This is a genomic window from Chitinophaga sp. OAE865 (assembly GCF_040546735.1).
Taxonomy (GTDB): domain Bacteria; phylum Bacteroidota; class Bacteroidia; order Chitinophagales; family Chitinophagaceae; genus Chitinophaga; species Chitinophaga polysaccharea_A.
The window spans coordinates 2,963,952-2,982,714 of sequence record NZ_JBEPOF010000001.1 but is presented as its reverse complement, the minus strand read 5'-3'; the positions used below and the strand labels follow the sequence as shown (position 1 = coordinate 2,982,714).

18 protein-coding genes are annotated in these 18,763 nt (G+C 48.1%); 14 read left to right on the top strand and 4 right to left on the bottom strand.

Features of this window, described 5'->3' with window-relative positions; genetic code table 11:
* Positions 1 to 47 precede the first annotated feature (47 nt).
* Positions 48 to 1,091 (bottom strand): FecR domain-containing protein, encoded by a 1,044-nt coding sequence (locus tag ABIE50_RS12155; RefSeq protein ID WP_209861258.1) that lies wholly within the window; start codon positions 1,089 to 1,091, stop codon positions 48 to 50.
* Positions 1,092 to 1,199: 108 nt separating this feature from the next.
* Positions 1,200 to 1,778, bottom strand: a complete 579-nt coding sequence (locus ABIE50_RS12150) for an RNA polymerase sigma factor (RefSeq protein WP_142682965.1) — start codon at positions 1,776 to 1,778, stop codon at positions 1,200 to 1,202.
* Positions 1,779 to 1,973: 195 nt separating this feature from the next.
* Between ABIE50_RS12150 and ABIE50_RS12145 the strand changes: the two genes are divergently transcribed.
* From ABIE50_RS12145 to ABIE50_RS12100, 10 genes are all read left to right on the top strand, one after another.
* Positions 1,974 to 2,753: a (Fe-S)-binding protein gene (locus ABIE50_RS12145; protein ID WP_142682966.1), complete on the top strand. Its 780-nt coding sequence runs from the start codon at positions 1,974 to 1,976 to the stop codon at positions 2,751 to 2,753.
* 23 nt (positions 2,754 to 2,776) lie between these two features.
* Positions 2,777 to 3,283 carry a hypothetical protein gene (locus ABIE50_RS12140; protein WP_142682967.1) on the top strand — a complete coding sequence of 169 codons (507 nt, stop codon included), beginning with the start codon at positions 2,777 to 2,779 and terminating at the stop codon, positions 3,281 to 3,283.
* A gap of 201 nt (positions 3,284 to 3,484) precedes the next feature.
* Positions 3,485 to 4,897: a tRNA (N6-isopentenyl adenosine(37)-C2)-methylthiotransferase MiaB gene (gene miaB / locus ABIE50_RS12135; RefSeq protein ID WP_209861260.1), complete on the top strand. Its 1,413-nt coding sequence runs from the start codon at positions 3,485 to 3,487 to the stop codon at positions 4,895 to 4,897.
* A 55-nt stretch (positions 4,898 to 4,952) separates the two neighbouring features.
* The gene (locus tag ABIE50_RS12130; RefSeq protein ID WP_209861262.1) at positions 4,953 to 6,191 is read left to right on the top strand and encodes a sigma-54 interaction domain-containing protein; all 1,239 of its coding nucleotides are present in this window, start codon (positions 4,953 to 4,955) and stop codon (positions 6,189 to 6,191) included.
* A gap of 24 nt (positions 6,192 to 6,215) precedes the next feature.
* Complete coding sequence (lptE, locus tag ABIE50_RS12125) at positions 6,216 to 6,737, top strand: LPS assembly lipoprotein LptE (RefSeq protein WP_209861264.1); 522 nt, start codon at positions 6,216 to 6,218, stop codon at positions 6,735 to 6,737.
* 33 nt (positions 6,738 to 6,770) lie between these two features.
* Complete coding sequence (locus tag ABIE50_RS12120) at positions 6,771 to 7,979, top strand: DUF8458 domain-containing protein (RefSeq protein ID WP_209861266.1); 1,209 nt, start codon at positions 6,771 to 6,773, stop codon at positions 7,977 to 7,979.
* Positions 7,980 to 7,984: 5 nt separating this feature from the next.
* Complete coding sequence (secG, locus tag ABIE50_RS12115) at positions 7,985 to 8,344, top strand: preprotein translocase subunit SecG (RefSeq protein WP_209861268.1); 360 nt, start codon at positions 7,985 to 7,987, stop codon at positions 8,342 to 8,344.
* 134 nt (positions 8,345 to 8,478) lie between these two features.
* Entirely contained in the window at positions 8,479 to 9,534 is a 1,056-nt protein-coding gene (gene mltG / locus ABIE50_RS12110) for an endolytic transglycosylase MltG (RefSeq protein WP_209861270.1), read from the top strand.
* A gap of 67 nt (positions 9,535 to 9,601) precedes the next feature.
* Positions 9,602 to 10,507, top strand: a complete 906-nt coding sequence (locus tag ABIE50_RS12105; RefSeq protein WP_209861272.1) for a YihY/virulence factor BrkB family protein — start codon at positions 9,602 to 9,604, stop codon at positions 10,505 to 10,507.
* 145 nt (positions 10,508 to 10,652) lie between these two features.
* Positions 10,653 to 11,261, top strand: coding sequence for a redoxin family protein (locus ABIE50_RS12100; RefSeq protein ID WP_209861274.1), 609 nt, complete (start codon positions 10,653 to 10,655; stop codon positions 11,259 to 11,261).
* A gap of 62 nt (positions 11,262 to 11,323) precedes the next feature.
* On the opposite strand, the gene ABIE50_RS12095 is transcribed toward ABIE50_RS12100, so the two are convergent.
* Positions 11,324 to 13,855, bottom strand: coding sequence for a M14 family metallopeptidase (locus ABIE50_RS12095; protein WP_209861276.1), 2,532 nt, complete (start codon positions 13,853 to 13,855; stop codon positions 11,324 to 11,326).
* Positions 13,856 to 13,982: 127 nt separating this feature from the next.
* Here ABIE50_RS12095 and ggt point away from each other — a divergent pair, with 127 nt between their 5' ends.
* Genes ggt through ABIE50_RS12075 form a run of 4 tightly spaced genes read left to right on the top strand, consistent with a single transcriptional unit; the run spans position 13,983 to position 17,719 of the window.
* Positions 13,983 to 15,689 (top strand): gamma-glutamyltransferase, encoded by a 1,707-nt coding sequence (gene ggt / locus ABIE50_RS12090; protein ID WP_209861278.1) that lies wholly within the window; start codon positions 13,983 to 13,985, stop codon positions 15,687 to 15,689.
* A gap of 15 nt (positions 15,690 to 15,704) precedes the next feature.
* Positions 15,705 to 16,232, top strand: coding sequence for a DUF1572 family protein (locus ABIE50_RS12085; protein WP_209861280.1), 528 nt, complete (start codon positions 15,705 to 15,707; stop codon positions 16,230 to 16,232).
* A gap of 6 nt (positions 16,233 to 16,238) precedes the next feature.
* A complete protein-coding gene (locus tag ABIE50_RS12080) occupies positions 16,239 to 16,661 on the top strand; it encodes a hypothetical protein (protein WP_209861282.1) in 423 nt (140 codons plus the stop codon).
* The gene (locus ABIE50_RS12075; RefSeq protein ID WP_209861284.1) at positions 16,643 to 17,719 is read left to right on the top strand and encodes an aminotransferase class I/II-fold pyridoxal phosphate-dependent enzyme; all 1,077 of its coding nucleotides are present in this window, start codon (positions 16,643 to 16,645) and stop codon (positions 17,717 to 17,719) included. Before ABIE50_RS12080 ends, ABIE50_RS12075 begins: the two co-directional genes overlap by 19 nt.
* Positions 17,720 to 17,772: 53 nt before the next feature.
* On the opposite strand, the gene ABIE50_RS12070 is transcribed toward ABIE50_RS12075, so the two are convergent.
* Entirely contained in the window at positions 17,773 to 18,762 is a 990-nt protein-coding gene (locus ABIE50_RS12070; RefSeq protein WP_209861286.1) for a DUF5007 domain-containing protein, read from the bottom strand.
* Position 18,763 lies beyond the last annotated feature (1 nt).

The window sequence follows — 18,763 nt, the reverse complement described above, 5'->3', positions numbered from 1 at the left end:
CCTCCTCATTTGTCGGGCAAGGCATTGTTTATGACATCATTTAAATACTACTCCTGGTTGATCCTGTAAGTATGGGCGCCCGTTTTTGTAACGGTAACCTGTAACGACCTGGATAATGTTTTGAAAAATACTTCCACATTATCTGTAGGTACTGTTCCTGTAAATGTTTGCCGGCCCAGGCTTTCTTCCTGCAGCTCAATAGTGATGCCCAGGTTGTCCTGCAGGGATTTAATTACCTCCGTAATTGGCGTATCTGTAAACAAAAGCTTTTTGCTTTGCCAGGAAGAATAAACTTCCGGGTCTACTTTTTTATTGGTCAGCTCATTGGTGGCGGCTGAATAAGTGATCATATCTCCCGGCTTCATGATAATAGGCGCTACCGTATCACGCCCGTGCGGGCGCAGCGCCAGTTTCACTATACCGTTGTTCAACACCACCTGGGTTTGCACCCTTCTGGTATTAACATTAAAAGCGGTGCCTGTTACCTGCACGTCCATATCGCGTGTATGTACTACAAAGCGCTGATGATTACGTTTATGCGTTACCGTAAAAAACGCTTCTCCTTCAATCCATACTTCCCGGGCATCTTCCTCATTCCATTTATCCGCATATCTCACGGAAGAATTTACATTCAGCCATACTTCCGAGCTATCGGGCAGCAGTATGGTTTTCAGTTCTCCCATGGCAGTGGCCTGGTGTATTTCCCCGCCGGAGAACAGGAAAAAGGCTGCTGCATACAACACCGCGATCCCGGCCAGTACAGCCGCATAAGGCAGCCATCGCCTGCTTTTGATAGTATCCACTACCGGTTGCAGGGCAAAAATACCCCGTTTGCCTGATCGTTCTGTTTTATCGATCGTTTGCTCAATGCGGTTCCAGGTATCTGCTGCGGCGGTTTCACCGGGTACCCGGTCGGGCGCCCCGATTACCTGCAGCCATTGCCTGGCCTGCGTCACTTCTTCACACTTATCCGGATTACTGCGCATCCATTCTTCCCAGAAAGCGGCAGCACCGGCATCGTTGTCCAGTACCCAGCTCCGGAAAGAAGGCTCCTGCATAAAATCTGAAATAGTGAATTCCCTGAATCTCATCTTCAATACTTATAATGTAAAGCAAACCGGTGTTAAAATCTTAGCGTTCCGTTGCTACTTTTTTTTATTTTTTTTCCCGGGCCTCTTCAATTGTCTGTTCAACACTCATTAAAACGGCCACAATAAAAAGAGGGTGACCAGTTTATCGCTGTGCTTTTTCAGGAAGCGCAGCGCCTGCGATAACAGTACATAGGTGGCATTTACGCTGAGCGACATCAGCGCGGCGGCTTCCTTTGTATCCAGTCCCTGGAAATAGCGCAGGTGCAATACCTCCTGCTGCCGCCGGGGCAGCTGGTTGATCACCTTTACCAGTTTCTGCTGCTGTTCCTTTTCCGATTCCCTGTCCATGATGATGCGCTCCGGGTTGGTGCTGAAGTCGGCTTTGTCCATCGACTGGTCAAACATCCTGGGCACGTAAAGGGGTTTCAGGCTGCGGAGAATATTTCTTTTAAGACTGGCCAGCAGGTAAAAACGGATAGTATCAGTAATGGATAAACGTTCCCGGCTGAACCACAGCGTTACAAAAAGATCGTGGATGCAATCTTTTACGATGGTTTCATCTGGGTGAACTTTCATGCCATAGTTGAACAGTGCGGGGAAATGCTGTGTATAAATGAAAGACAATGCATGCTTATCGCCTTCCATTACCTTGATCCATAGCTCCTTATCATTCAGGCTGGCGTACAACTCAGTAGATTTAAAATTTGTGCGGTTCTATTTTTTATCTTTATATTCAATTCGTCTTAAAGATATAAACAGTAATATTAGTAAGCAAGTGTCGGAATTTAAAGGATACACCGGAATTTTAGACAGTTGCATGACTTTTAGGCTTTTCATTTGATTGCATGCAATCAAATTTGGTATTAATTTAAAATAACTAGCATGCATATTAAGACAATGGCAGAATATGCCGCAAACGGAGAAACCCCGGAAGTACTGTTCTGGGTGGGATGTGCAGGGAGTTTTGATCAGCGTGCCCAGAAAATTACCCGGGCATTTGCTACCATCCTTGATAAAGTAGGTATCCGTTTTGCCATTTTAGGAAAAGAAGAAAGCTGCACCGGCGATCCGGCAAGAAGAGCAGGTAACGAGTTTATTTTCCAGATGATGGCGCAGAATAATATCCAGTTGCTGAATATGTATGAAGTGAAGAAGATTGTTACTGCCTGCCCTCATTGTTTTAATACACTGAAAAATGAGTATCCTGCATTGGGCGGTAACTATGAAGTTATACATCATACCACCTTCCTCCAGTCGCTCATTGATGAAGGAAAAATAAAGATGCAGGAAGGCGGCACTTTCAAGGGAAAGAAAATCACCTATCACGATTCCTGCTACCTGGGCAGGGCCAACAATATATATGAAGCACCCCGTAAAGTACTGGAAACACTGGATGCCGACCTGGTAGAAATGAAACGCTGCAGAAGCAAAGGGCTTTGCTGCGGTGCAGGCGGCGCACAAATGTTCAAGGAAGAGGAAAAAGGCAATACCCGTATAAATTTTGAGCGCGGACATGAAGCCGTAGCTACCGGCGCCACTGTAATAGCCTCCAACTGTCCTTTTTGTATGACCATGCTGACAGACGGTGTGAAAGATGCCGGTAAGGAAGACTCCGTAAAGGTGATGGACATTGCAGAGCTGATAGCCGGGAGCATGAAATGAATACATTTACCTAAATTTGTGTCATGAATACCAGCAACATCTTCCCTGCAGGCTTTTCTCCCGCCTCCAGGGTTTGGATATACCAGAGCAACAGACCATTCAATGAACAGGAGATACTGGAAATTAATGAACAGCTGCACCAGTTCACCAGCCAATGGAACGCACACGGCGCTCCGGTTAAAGGTTGGGGACAGGTAGTGCTGAACCAGGTGATCGTATTGATGGCAGATGAATCGCAGACCACGGTAAGTGGCTGCAGTACAGATAGTTCCGTCCGTATTATCAAAAGTATAGAGCAACAGTACGGGGTAAATTTGTTTGACCGCCTCCTGCTGGGCTTTATTGTAAAAGATAAAATAGAGCTTCTGCCTATGGCCCAGGTGGCTTATGCCCTGGAAAAAGGCTATATCAATGAAAATACGATCTATCTTAATAATACTGTACTTACCCGGCAGGAACTGGATACTAACTGGTTACAGCCGTTGAAAGACAGCTGGGTGGCGAAAAAGCTAAAGGTTAAAACCGCGTAAAGGACACTTCAGGTCCACCTTTACTCTGCGCACCATGCCTGGCCTATTCGTGTTCTAATCGTAATCTGCTCATATACAAGCCTGTTTCCGGGTCATTGGTATTCATTACAGGGGTACTAAAGATCCGGAAATCTATTTTCTGCCATTCTGTCATTTTGTTATTTTTATTACCTATTTTTGCCTTCCAAAATTTTTGTCAGGATGCTTGATCTGGATACCAAAGTGCATGATGAAAGTCGCCAGGGAGAAGCTTTTGCTCCTGCAACGACTGGCACCCAAACATATACTAAAAAATTCTACATTGAAAGTTATGGATGCGCAATGAATTTCAACGACAGTGAAATTGTTGCTTCCATCCTTGGCGAAGAAGGCTATGGCCCTACCCGCAACGCCGAAGAAGCGAGCCTGATATTGCTGAATACCTGTTCTATCCGTGAGAAAGCAGAACAGACCGTACGTAAACGTCTTACCGAATTCAAAAAAATAAAACAGCAAACCCCGGGTATGCTGGTAGGTGTGTTAGGTTGTATGGCCGAGCGCATCAAAGGCAAACTGCTGGAAGAAGAAAAACTGGTAGACCTGGTGGTGGGCCCCGATGCATACCGCAGTTTACCTGCCCTGATCGCAGAAGCAGGTACCGGCCAGAAATCAGTGAATGTGCTGCTGAGCCGGGAAGAAACATACGGGGATATCAGCCCGGTGCGACTGGACAACAACGGGGTTACCTCCTTTGTATCCATTATGCGGGGATGTAATAATATGTGCTCCTTCTGCGTGGTGCCGTTTACCCGGGGCCGTGAGCGCAGCCGCGACGCCTATTCCATTGTCAGGGAAGCAGAAGAGCTTTTTACCAACGGCTACCGGGAAGTAACGCTCCTGGGGCAGAACGTTGATTCCTATTACTGGACCAGCAACGACGGCAGCGAAACCATCACCTTTGCCATGCTGCTGGAAAAAGTAGCGCTCATCACTCCTTTGCTGCGCGTACGTTTCAGCACATCCCATCCTAAAGATATTACAGATGAGGTACTTTTCACTATGCAGAAGTACGACAATATCTGCAACTATATCCACCTGCCGGTACAAAGCGGCAGCTCACGCATTTTGCAGTTGATGAACCGTACGTATACCCGCGAATGGTATATCAAAAAGGTAAACCGTATCCGTGAACTGCTTCCCGACTGTGGCCTTTCTACCGATGTGATTACGGGTTTCTGCACGGAAACGGAAGAAGACCACCAGGAAACCCTGAGCCTGATGCGTTATGTTGGCTACGACCTGGCCTATATGTACTTCTACTCCGAACGCCCTGGTACACTGGCAGAGCGCCGGTATAAAGATGATGTTCCGGAAGAAGTAAAGAAAAGACGGCTGGCAGAAATAGTAGCATTGCATCGCGATTGCTCACAGGAAAATATGCTTAAAGAAGTTGGCAAAACCTTCAAGGTATTAGTGGAAGGCACTTCCAAACGTTCCGATGAACAGTTGTTCGGGCGGAATGATCAGAATAAGGTAATCGTGTTTCCAAAGGAAAACTTTAAGAAAGGCGATTATGTGATGGTGAAAGTGGAAAGCTGCACATCAGGTACTTTGATAGGGAAAGCTGTACAATAGCAGACAGCATTATACTGTCTGTATTTTAAACCATCAAACATATGAATAACCGCTTATGGACATACAGGCTATAAAAAACAGGTTTGGCATTATTGGTAGTAGTCCTGCACTCAATTACGCATTGCAGGTGGCTGTTCAGGTAGCCAATACCGATCTCACAGTACTTATTAACGGGGAAAGCGGTGTTGGTAAAGAGGTTTTTTCACAGATTATCCATGCCCTGAGCGCCCGCAAACATAATCCGTTTATTGCCGTGAACTGCGGCGCTATCCCCGAAGGCACCATCGACTCCGAGCTTTTCGGACATGAAAAAGGATCCTTTACCGGTGCGGTCGACAGCCGCAAGGGGTATTTTGAAACCGTTAACGGTGGCACTATTTTCCTCGATGAAATCGGGGAAATGCCAATGGGCACACAGGCCCGGCTGCTCCGCGTGCTGGAAACCGGCGAATATATCCGCGTAGGTTCCTCCAAAGTACAGAAAACTGATGTGCGCGTAGTAGCGGCCACCAACCGCGATCTGCTGGAGCGCACCCAGCAGGGAAAATTCCGTGAGGATCTTTACTACAGGCTCAACACCGTCCCCATACGGGTGCCGGCGCTCCGCGACCGTAAAGAAGATATCCCGCTGCTGTTCAGAAAATTCTCGGTCGATTTCTCCGAAAAATATAAAACCCCTTCCATACAGCTGGATGAAGAAGCCAGGAACATCCTGGTAAATTATCCCTGGAGAGGTAATATCCGTGAACTGAAAAATATTGCAGAACAGATCTCCGTACTGTCTTCAGACAAACTGGTAACCGCCAACGACCTGAAACGTTTCCTGCCCGATCAGCCGGAGGTAAACCGCCTGCCGATGCTGGCGGCGCCTCAGCAGACCAGCGATTTCAACAGCGAAAGGGATATCCTCTACAAGCTGTTCTTCGATATGAAGAAAGATGTGACGGAGGTGAAGAAAATGTTCTTCGATATCCTCCAGAACCCCAATATGGCCCATGCAGCGGAATATCATCCGGATAATCATGTGATGCACAACTACCCCGGCGTGGCCGAAATGAATACACCTCCGGGCGCCGGCCTCGGACCAGCTCAACAGCCCATTATCCTGCCGGATAATAAGATTGACCATCACGAAGAAGTAGAAGAAACACTGTCGATTGCCGATAAAGAAAAAGAGCTCATTGTGAAAGCGCTGAAAAAACATAAAGGTAAACGCAAGGATGCCGCGCTGGACCTGGGAATTTCTGAAAGAACGCTTTACCGCAAACTCAAGGAATATAACATCGCTGAATAAACGAATTTTAATATTAGCACCACAATGATCAGCAATATCAAAGCATTTATAGCCATCGGTATGACGGCAATACTGGCAGGTTGCAGCGTAAAATACTCTACCACCGGCGCCAGTATAGACCAGGGGGCCACCACCGTGAACGTTCGCTTTATTGAAAACAGGGCGCCCATCAATAACCCGACCCTGAGCCAGAAGCTGACCATGAAGCTGCGCGACAAGATCACTTCTCAAACCCGTCTTACACAGGTGAACGAAACAGAGCCCCGCGCCGATTATGAGTTCAAGGCAACCATTACCGGATACTCCTTTTCCAATGCGGCAGTGACCAATGTAGACCAGGCAGCCACTTCCAGGCTGAATGTTACCGTAAACGTTACTTTTATTAAACGCATAGGCGATAAAAAAGGCTTTACCCAATCCTTTTCCCGCTCTGCAGAGTTCCCCGCCACCCAATTGCCCAGCAGCGTTGAAAATCGCCTGCTGGACGAAAATATCATCCCGGGTATCACAGATGATATCTTCAACAGGGCTTTTGCAAACTGGTAGTGTGTAATCATTAATTTATTACATTAGCAACCTATGACGGCAAACAGGATTATAGCACATGTGTTTCAACAAACCTCCCTTCAGTTGGTAAACGAAGCGGCAATGGAGCAACTGGTCGCGGATCATCCGTATTTTTCCGCAGCCCGCCTCCTGCTGGCAAGGAAAACTTACCAGCAAACCGGCAACCTCCATCATCCTGCTGTTAAAAAGGCGCTGCTGTATTCCGATCAGCGTCACTATGCTTATCAGTTGATCACACAGGAACAGGTACTGCAGGAAGTGGAAGATCGTGTAGCCGCCGTTATCCCGGAAGACACGCTGCCGGAGGAAGACACACTCCAACAGCAACCGGATGTAAACCGGGAAGAGGAAGAAACATTCCTTCAACCTGCTGAAGATCAGGCTATAATCCCCGAACCGGAAAAGGAAACACTTCCTGAAAATGCTGAAGAACAGACCATAACTTCTGAAGAAGAAGTACTGGCACAGGCATCACCGGAAACAAACACTTTTACATCGGAATTTGAAACTACAGCTCCGGAAGAAGAAAATACAGCATTGGCAGCAACCACAGCAACTACACCCGGGTATCATACAACAGCACCGGAAACAGCCGCCCCCATTGCGGTAGCCGATTTTGAACCCGGAGATCCGGGTCACACAGTGGAAACACTGCCCCCGCCGGTGGCAGTGCCATCCCCAACCAACGGGCTGGATGCTGCAGAAGAGATCAACGCCGCTGATGGAGAAGAATCATCTACCGGCCCGATCAGGATATTCCCGCTGGCTACGGCAAAAGAAGAAACAGAACTGGTATTTCAACCTTTATACACTGATGATTACTTTGCTTACAAAAGGCTTAAAAACCCGGAAGAAGCAGATGATTTAAATGAACAGGGCGTGGCAGAAATGAGAAGTTTTACCTCCTGGTTAAGGCAAATGAAAGACAACTTTGCCGGCAAAACCAATAAGGATTGGTATCACCAGCAATTACACCGGTTATATGATGAAGATGAAGAACCGGAAGTTTCCGAAACAGTGGAAAAAATGGCAATGGACTCCATTGTTTTCAACAACGACATCGTTTCCGAGACCCTGGCTGAGATCTGGGTACGGCAGCAGCAATATGGCAATGCGATTAAGATATATCAAAAATTAAGTTTGCTTAATCCCGACAAAAACGCTTATTTTGCGCAAAAGATATTAGACTTAAAGTCAAAAACAGATAAAAATAAACAGTAATTTCTATGTTGATAATTTTCGGTATCCTGATCATATTAGCTTGTGTGTTGCTCGGCTTCTTCGTGCTGATCCAGAACCCCAAAGGTGGCGGGCTCTCCGGCAGCTTCGGTGGTGTGGGCAATCAGGTGATTGGGGTGCGTCAGACAACTGACGTATTGGAAAAAGGTACCTGGATACTGGCTACAATTATTGCCATACTGTGCCTGACCTCTCCTTTCTTTATTGGTAAAGGCAGCAAAGTGCAGCAGGTAGCGCCAAGTGCGGTTGAAAAAGCATCCGCCGGCCAGCCAATTACGCCCCAGGCTCCTTCTACTCCGTTACCAGGCACTCCTGCTCCGGCACCTGCGCCTGCTCCCGGCAAGTAATTAATTTTATCAGAATAATAATATTTGAAACCTCGCCGTTAAAAGCGAGGTTTTTTTTAATGGCAACCGGCAGAGCACATTGAAAAACCTGGCTGATCACCGCTTTTGCCTCCTTGTAACTTCCAACTCTATCTATGGCGAAGAAGAAAAGCAAACAATCCGGCGCTAAATCTGTATGGATAAGACGGATACTGGTCATTGCCGGCTGTTTGGCGGCAGGCGCCCTGGTATATACCTCTTACCGCGTATTTGGGCCCAATACCAAAGCTTTTGGCGACAGCAAATACTTTTATGTGCGCACCAACAGCACTTACTCCGCGGTACTCGACGGACTGGAAGAACAGGGCATCATCCGCAACCGCAACAGCTTTAACTGGGTAGCAGAACAGCTGGACTATCCCAACCGCGTAAAAGCAGGCCGCTATAAAATTACCCGCGGTATGAGCAACTTTGAGATCGCCCGCCTGCTCCGCTCAGGAAAGCAGTCGCCAGTGGTACTCGTTATCAATAAGCTGCGCACCAAAAACGATTTCGTCCGGAAGATCTCCAATAACCTGGAGGCAGATTCCAATGTAATGCGCTCCCTGATGAACGACCCGGTATACCTCCGCCAGTTTGGCCTGGATACCAACACCGTGATGTGCGCTATTATACCCAACACTTTTGAGTTCTACTGGAACACCGGCGCTGAAGCCGTGTTCAAAAAACTGGAAAAGGAAAGGGAAGAATTCTGGACACCGGAGAGAAAAGATAAAGCTGCAAAACTGGGCCTTTCCATAAACGAGGTAACCGTGCTTGGCTCCATCGTGGAAGAAGAAACCAATAAAAACGACGAAAAGCCCATCATTGCCAGCGTGTATCTTAACCGCTACCGCAAAGGCATGCGCCTGCAGGCAGATCCTACAGTGAAATTTGCCCTGCAGGATTTCGGCCTGAAAAGGATCCGGGAAAATCATACCCTTTTCGATTCTCCGTATAACACTTACCGTTATGCCGGGCTCCCACCGGGGCCGATCTGCACACCCTCCGAAAAAACTTTGAATGCCGTGTTGAATACTCCGGAAACAGATTACCTTTATTTTTGCGCCAGGGCCGATTTCTCCGGCTACCATGCTTTTGCAGCCACCTATGCCGAGCACCTGGTAAACGCAAAAAAATACCAGACAGAACTGAATAAAAGAGGTTTCTAAATAAAACAACAAATTGGCCTTCAGACCCGAAAACATCATCTTTCGTTCAAAACCCTACCGCCGTTTGGTGAAAAGGACTAAAACCCTGATCCTGCCCGGGTTTGAAGGCATCCCGTTATACGACGTATTAAAACACTTCAGCCAGGAAACCAAAAGCCGCGGACTTGGCGACCGGGCAAGGGCCATCTCCTTTAACTTCCTCCTGGCCATTCCGCCGTTCTTTATCTTCCTGTTCACACTAGTGCCATACATCCCCGTGCACAATATAGAGCCTACCCTCTATGACCTGGCCGAGGACCTTACCCCTAACTATAATACTTATATGATTGTACGGGGAATGATCCACGACTTCCTCTACACACACCGCAACGGGCTGCTCTCTATCGCATTCGTAATGGGATATTTCTATTCTTCCAACGGCGTAATGGGCATACTCCGGTCATTTGGTAAAATACAGGGCGCCGGATTCCGGAAAAGAAAATGGTGGCAGAACAGGCTCATTGCCCTGCAACTCACTGCTATCCTGGTATTGCTGCTGCTTATCACTGTTGCCCTGATCATTGCCCAGGGCGCCACGCTCCGCTGGCTGTTCAACATCATCGGCATCCACAGTACATTACTGAGGAACGTGATCGACATTGCCCGGTGGGTGCTCATCATCATGCTTTTCTATTCCGTTAATGCAGTGCTGTACCGCATCGGGGCCGCTACCACCAAACGCTGGAAGTTCATCACCGCCGGCGCCGCCGTAGCCACCATATGTATGATCCTCGTTACCATCGGGTTCTCCTGGTTTGTCAATAATTTCGGCAATTACAACAAAATCTACGGATCTATCGGCACCATCCTGGTGCTCATGCTCTGGATCTTCTTCAACTCCTTTATCCTCCTTGTAGGCTTTGAACTGAATGCCAGTATCAGAACCGTCAGCGATGCAAAACAGGAGGAAAAAAAACATTCACTCTCTGCATAATCCATATTATCAGCTCCTTCTCCCTGATAAATATTTTTATCTTATTATTATTTATCATAACTTGAACGGCTATTTATCTTGAAAAAAGACAGAAATATACTGTTGCATTTTACTATATTTAGTCAGGACCTGAAAACCATACGCTATGATTAAGGCCACCTTTTATTTATCCTGCTGTACTATTTTATTTTCTTCCTTTCAGCCAACCCGGGAAGTACCACTGGAACCAGGATCTCCCTTACCAAAATCAGAAATAACCTGTACAGATATTTCCGGGAAAGAAATCTCATTAGGCGCTGCAAAGAGAAATAACGGGCTGCTGGTGATCTTTGGAAGTAATCAATGCCCTTATATGCTGCGTAACCAGGAACGGCTGCGCAATATCTGCCAGTATGCATCAAAAAACAGCATCGGTGTAATTATGATCAACTCCAATGAAGCCGCACGCACCGGCAATGAATCTTTTGCCGCTATGAAACAGTATGCTGCTGCACAACAATTCAAATGGTATTATGTGGTAGACAGAAATGCAGTACTGGCCAACGCTTTCGACGCCAACCATACCCCGGAATGCTTCCTGTTCGATAAAAACAGCCGGCTCGCCTATAAGGGAGGAATTGATGACAGCCCCGGTAATGCGGAAGCTGTAAAAACGCGTTTATTACAAAACGCCATCAATGAAATGCTGGCGGGCAAACCCGTTAGCGTAAACACTTCCCACAGCATGGGGTGCAACATAAAAAGGAATCTTTAAAATTCTTTTTCAGGGAGATGAGATACTGCCGTATACCATCTCCCTGAAAAATCACCGGCATATTACTGACCTACCAGGAAAACTGCATTACTGAACAACAGTTTGCCGTTTTCCCAGAAACTTCTGAATAAAGGATTATCTGCCAGTATAATGACGGAACCACTGCCTATTTCCTTCACACCAAACAACAAACCATCTTTCAACTGTTGCCGGGTGGATGCGCCTACAAAGCCCGCGAGGTAGCTGTCTTTCTTCAACACGCCTACGTTCCAGCCCCCGTTTTCAATAAACTCATACAAATGGGCATCCTGCTTCAGCGTATAATAAAATGCAGGATAACCAAATGCCAGCGGATGCGTGGTATCCAGCTGCACTTTGTAGATAGCTCCGGGAATAAACTGTTTAATGCTTTCCCGTTCCCTGTTGGCATACGATTTCAAGGCTTCATACGGGCGCGCAGCAGCCGCTTTCTCTTTTGCTTCTTTATCCTTTTCTTCCTCTTTCTTCAGCTTAATGCCCCAGTCGGCCCCGGCCACCTGCACCGCTGCTGATTCCAGTGCAATCAGCTTCCCTCCGTTATTCACCCACTCTTTCAGTTTATCAGTGGCGGCTTTATCTTCAAATATTTTATAATCCCCGTCGGCTAAAATCAGCACGTCTGTCTGATCCCAGTTGATATCTTCCACATTTCGTTCATCCACTACCGTTATGGGGAAACCCAGCTGCTGTTCAAAGAAATGCCATATTTCTCCCATACCCAGGGAGGAGATGCCTCTTCCCGCCAGCAGCGTAACTTCCGGCTTACGGATAAAGCGGATCTTATCGGAGCCAAAGTCCATTCCTTTATCTACAAAACCGGTGGTGACTGCATCCAGTGAAATCTTGAAATGATTGGCCTGCATGGTAATAAAACGATCGAACTGGTCGCCTTTTGCAGTGTTTCCCGAACGGGTAATCACAAGCGTTCCCGCCGGGTAATCCTTACCCCCAGCGGTGAAGGGCGTTTCCGTAAATCTTACTTTAATATCATTTTGCAGTAGTGACGATAAGAATTTCACGTCGCGTAAACTGTTCCATTTAGCGAGATAAGCATATGGTTTCTGTGCCGACAAAGGCGTGTTATTACGCACTGCCGGTGCATCTGCCACCGGTGTTAACGGTTGTTTTACCGCATAGGAAGTTAATCCGTATGCATAAGGCAAAGCCCATGCGGTGATATCATAAGTAACAGAATCCGTTAAGCGGGACACCGGTTCAAACAGCACGCGCAGCATATTGGAATGCGGCTGATAGGCATTGATCACCAGGTCTTCCTTGTCAATGGTAAACGTTTCCGTTTTACCTGTAAAATAATTAAATCCACTGGCACTGCCGGTACTGGCGCCGAAGCCAACGCTGATATTATTTTTACGCAGCAGCTCCGCCAGCGTATTGAGCTTCTCTGTATTGCCCCCGGCTTTCACCACGTACGATTTATACCCGCCCTGCGGCGTTTTCTGCGCGGCTTCAAAGTACTGTGCATACTCGCTGAGGATCTTTGCTGCCTGCTGTGATGCCACTTCAACGGTAGACATGCTGGTAGCAAAATGATGCGCAATCCGGTCGGTCAGAGTAAGCGTATCACCATCCCTTTTCAGTACGGCTACGCCGGCCCTTCCGCTCCCGCCCTGCTCGTACGTCATACCAATAGCACCGTTGTACATAGGATAGGTATCACCATAACTGGGATAGAAAAGATCAAAACGTTCCTTGGTAAAATACAGCCAGCCCTGTTCATCAAAATATTTCGCATTATTTTTCCCGATGAGCACCTGCAGCTGCCGCTGCCAGGGAGTAATGGCATCATGAAAAGGTTCCGCCGCCGGCGCAAAATAATAAGGCGCCTCTATTTCCTGCTCATGGAAATCCACGTGCAGCTGCGGCATCCATTGGTTGTATTTTGCCACCCGCTGCTGCGATTCCTTTTGCGTTTGCCAGGCCCAGTCGCGGTTCAGATCAAAGTAATAATGATTGGCCCTGCCGCCCGGCCAGGGCTCATTATGCTCCCTCGACCAGCGGTTTACATTGGGCGTAACGCTGCGGGTATTGTTATAAAAGCTCACGTATCTTTCACGGCCGTCGGGATTAAGACAGGGATCAATGATCACTACAGTATTCTTCAGCCATTGCTGCGTTTGTGCGTTCCCGTTATTTACCAGCTCGTACAGCGCTTTCATGGAAGCTTCCGTGGAAACCGCCTCATTACCATGCACGTTATAGCTTAGCCATACAATTACCGGTTGGTTACCGGCGTTGTTGCCTTTTGCGTTAGACATATCCAGGCTGTGCTGCCGGATCTCCTCCAGCCGGCCGGCATTTTCAGGTGAGGCTACAATAGCCATCAGCAGCGGTCTGCCCTCATAGGTGGTGCCATACTGCTCCAGCTTTACATTCTTTGCTGTAGCTGCTACCTGCTTAAAATAATCCACCACCTTGTAATGTGGCGTAAACTGGGTGCCCAGGGGATAGCCGAGAAACTGGTCAGGTGTTGGCACCTGGGCCTCAGCAAAAAGAACGCCCAGCATAACAAAAGCCATTAATAAAAATCTACGCATATAAAGCCTGCAATTGGATACTGTAAGTTAGGAATTGTTTTCCGGTGATAATTATTAACCCGCTTAAATTATTAAATTTCCCATAATTCAGCCCATATCGTTAATTTCGATGCAAAAACAGACACCCATGCGTTTCCTTATCATGCTGGGAATGACGGTATGCACATTACACACCGCCTGTGCCCAGCAAACAACAGATGAACTACATCCTTACGACTATAGTATTGAGAAAGATATTAAGGTGTTACACGGCGCAGTTGTATCTGCACATCCGCTGGCAAGCCGCGTAGGCGCCATTATACTGCAACAGGGCGGCAATGCTGTAGATGCTGCCATTGCCACCCAGCTGGCGCTGGCCGTGGTATATCCCGGCGCCGGTAATATTGGCGGCGGCGGCTTTCTTGTAGGCCATTTGAAAAACGGGCGCAATATTGCCATCGACTACCGGGAAACCGCGCCGGCAAAGGCACACAGGGATATGTACCTGGACTCTCTCGGTAATCCCATCACCCGGTTAAGCCTGGATGGACACCTCTCTGCCGGCATACCGGGCACTGTGGCCGGTTTGTTTGCCGCCATGAAATATGCTAAACTGCCTTTCTCCAAACTGATAGATCCCGCCATACGCCTGGCAGAAAAAGGCTTTGCGATCACCGCCTTGGAGGCTGCAGGACTTAATAGCGCCAGGGCCGATTTCGAAAGACTTAACACCACCAAAACCGCCTTTGTAAGAGAACAACCCTGGAAAGCCGGCGATACCCTGGTGCAGAAAGAACTGGCTCATACGCTCACGCTTATACGAAATAAAGGAGCCGCAGGATTTTACCAGGGAGAAACTGCTGCCAGCATAGTAGCAGAAATGAAACGTGGCAACGGCATCATAACATTGCAGGATCTCAAAAATTATAAAGCAAAAGAAAGGACCGCCATAGCCTTTAACTATAAAGGCTATACGATTGTAACCATGCCCTTGCCATCCAGCGGCGGCATTTGCCTGCAACAGCTGATGGGCATGGTGGAAAACTACCCCATCTCGCAATGGGGCTTCCAGTCGCCACAGGCCGTTCAGCTGATGGTGGAAGCAGAAAGACGCGCCTATGCCGACCGGGCCCGGTTTCTCGGCGACCCCGATTTTGTGAAAGTACCTTTCTCCCAGCTCACAAGTAAAAAATATCTCGCTGCCCGCATGCAGGACTTTACGCCTGGCAAAGCCGGTTCCAGCGAACAAACAAAAGCAGGGGTACTTCCTGAAAGCGAAGAAACCACCCACCTCAGCATCATAGATGCCGATGGTAATGCCGTAGCGGTAACCACTACCCTCAACGGCCACTTCGGCAGCAGAACAGTAGCAGGTAAAGCGGGCTTCCTGCTGAATAATGAAATGGACGACTTCAGCGTTAAGCCAGGCGTGCCTAATATGTACGGGCTGGTGGGCACAGAAGCCAATGCCATTGCTCCTGCCAAACGCATGCTCAGTTCCATGACGCCAACCCTGGTACTGCAAAAAAATGAAGTGCTGTACTCCCTGGGCACACCCGGCGGCTCCACCATCATTACCTCGGTTTTCCAAACGTTGATGAATACACTGGAATTTGGCCTCACGCCATCAGAAGCCATCAACGAACCCAAGTTCCATCACCAGTGGCTACCCGATGAAATTGCCGTGGAAAACGGGTTCCCCGACAGCACCATCCAGGCGCTGGAAGGAATGGGCTACAAAGTGGTAAAACGCGGCCCCATAGGCCGTACAGAAATTATTAAAAGAGCGCCTGAAAGCCGCTACCTGGAAGCTTCCGGTGATAAGCGCGGTGACGACAGCGCTGCAGGATATTAATTTAAAAATACTGACATGTCTATTCAATCTATTTATCTGCAAAGCGTGCTAAAACGTTTTGAAATACACCGGGAGCTGGGCTTTAAAACCATACAGCGACTGAACAAAGACCAGCTCAACTGGCAACCCGAAGGAGCGCCCAACAGCATTACCATGATCATTAAACACCTGCATGGTAACATGCTGTCGCGCTGGACTGATTTCCTTACCACAGACGGGGAAAAGCCAGGCCGTAACCGCGACCAGGAATTTGAGGAAGACAACTACAGTTATGAACAGATCCTGCAACTGTGGGATGAGGGCTGGGATTGTATGCTTGCCGCCATCCGTGCCCTGCAGGACACAGATCTCGACAGGACCGTATTTATCCGCAACGAGCCTCATATTGTAATAGACGCTATCAACCGGCAGCTGGCACATGTGCCCTATCACGTCGGCCAGATAGTATATATCGGGAAAATGATCCTGAAAGATAAATGGGAAAGCCTGTCCATCCCCAAAGGCGGATCGGCAGCTTTCAATAAAGCAAAAACAGGGAACTGATCATTCATGAAAATACGTCACCTATTTGCCGTTATTACGGCATTCCTCCTGTTCGCCGCCTGCCAGGGGAAAAAGAACAATGAACTGCTGATGAATAAAAAGTGGCGGGTATACGATGTGAAAATTCCACCGGAATCGCCCATCAGCAATACGCAGTACATACAGGCACAGGACCTGAAGAAAGGTTATTACCGGGATGCTTATTACCAGTTCCTGGATAATAATGTATTTGTGGCCACCATTGCCGGCAGGTCCGACACCGGTAAATACTTTATTCTCAGCAACGGCGCCATGATCTCCGTTACGGCGAAAAACGGCGACCGCAAAGTGGAAAACCTCGTTACGGTTACCAGGCTTACGGAAGATTATTTCGATATGCAGGTAACCTCTACCGACTTCCAGTTTATTTTATGTACGAAGAAAGAATAACGGCTATGTTGTATACGGATCATACACCCGGAAGAACAGTTTTACAGGAAGGCCGCAGCTGTCTTTTCTTTTCAGGATTTGCCTACCTCGGGCTGCACCAACTGCCTGCCTTCAAACAACTGCTGGCAGAAGGTATTGAAAAGTATGGCGCACTGTTCCCCTCTTCCAGGTCCGGCAACTTACGGCTATCTATATACGAAGAAACAGAGCATGCCCTTTGCACACATTTAAAGCAGCAATCAGCAGCCGTTTTTTCTTCCGGCTACCTGGCCTCCCAGGCCGCCGTACAATACGCAGTGAGCAACAGGCAGCCACTGTATGCACCGGATGCGCACCCTTCGCTGTGGTACCAGCAGCCTGTGCTGCCGGATATGAGCCGGGAAGAATGGATCATCCGTACAATAGAACAGGTGAATGCACACCCGGATCATCATTTTGTGATCATCACTGATACCGTGAATCCTCTTACAGGCGCCATCCATCCTTTCCACTGGCTGCAGGAGCTGCAGCGCAAGGTACTGGTACTGGCAGATGATTCCCATGGCATCGGCGTGTTAGGTCCAGACGGGCAGGGCGCTATTCACTTTTTACCAGAAACCCCATATGTAAGATACCTGCTCTCCGCCTCACTGGCAAAGGCCTACAGCGTTGCCGGCGGGGTTGTTGCCGGTCATGCTGCAGATATCACGGCAGTGAAAAAACTGCCCGTCTTTTCAGGCAGTACTCCCATGATACCGGCGCATGCCCATGCCTGGCTGCACTCGGGAGATCTCGCTGCAAAGATGCGCAGGTCATTACAACAAAACATCGCTTACTTCCTTCATCTTACCGCCAATACCACTGTGCATAACCCGCATGGCCTCCCCATGTTCATCCTGCCACCGGGCGACGCGCTGGTGCATTACCTGCACGACCGGGACGTTATTATTTCCAGCTTTCCCTATCCGCAGCCGCATAGCCCGGTGATCAACAGGGCCGTGGTTTCTGCACTGCATCTGCAGGAAGATATTGCAACGCTGCACCAGTTCCTGCAGGAATTTGGGATCACGAAAGTATAGGCCATAAAAAAACGGGAAGTTGCCCTCCCGTTTTCTCTTGTTATACCTGCCAGTTAAGGCGTTACTTTCACTGTTTTAGGCATCCTCAGCTCCACCACATAGGTACCGGCTTTCATCAACCGGAAGGCAAACAAAGGATTTACACTACCTACTTTGGCCGATACGTTTTTATCTACCGATACAAAGGCAGAAGGAATGCGGTAATACATCAGGTAGTTCCAGTTGGTACCGCCGCTGGAGTAACGGCTCAGCGGGAACGGTGCAATCTCGAAATTACAGATCATAGCCGTATCCGTATATTCAATAGGATGGAACCTGGCATAGTTTTCAAAAATGGGACGGTCGCCACGCTTAATGATCTCTCCCTTTTTCGGATTGAATGGCTTACCATCTTTATCCGTTATTTTCAGGATCACGGAAGCCCCGCTTTCATTGACCCTGGTAATTGTCATTACCGGCGCGCCCATTGGCACGGTAGGAGAACCATCATCCGGGAAGAAGTTACAGTTGGCGGTGGTTTCAGTAACCAGTGGCGGATCAACGGTAGTGAGCGTACCAATGTTCTTGTACACTTTTGAACCGGCCACGTTGGATACCTCCACATCATACTCGTAAGTTACATCCAGGGGTAAGCTATCCGTAGCGCCGTTGAACACAAACTGGCCACTGGACAGGAATACATAAGGCTGCATTTTTTTCAGCTCCCGTTTTTTATTCACCAGCTCAATGGTAGTATCCTTTGCAGGATCTACCGCTGCCGTATATACGTAAACAGGATATTCTTTATAAAATTCATCGGCATGCTTTTTATTATCCGCTCTCCTGATGTCCAGCAGCTTCACGGTCATGGGCTGGGTAGTGCCATCTGCAAGGATAGCGCTTGTTTTCTGGAACGCGTTACCACGTTGTACCTTAATCGGGGTATCCGGCACATACAGGCCATCGCTCAGGAAGCCTTCTTCTATCTTTTTACATCCCGCTATCAGCAGCCCAAGCAGCATAGCGGAGGTGAGCCATTTTTTTCCTTTATATTGATGCAACATA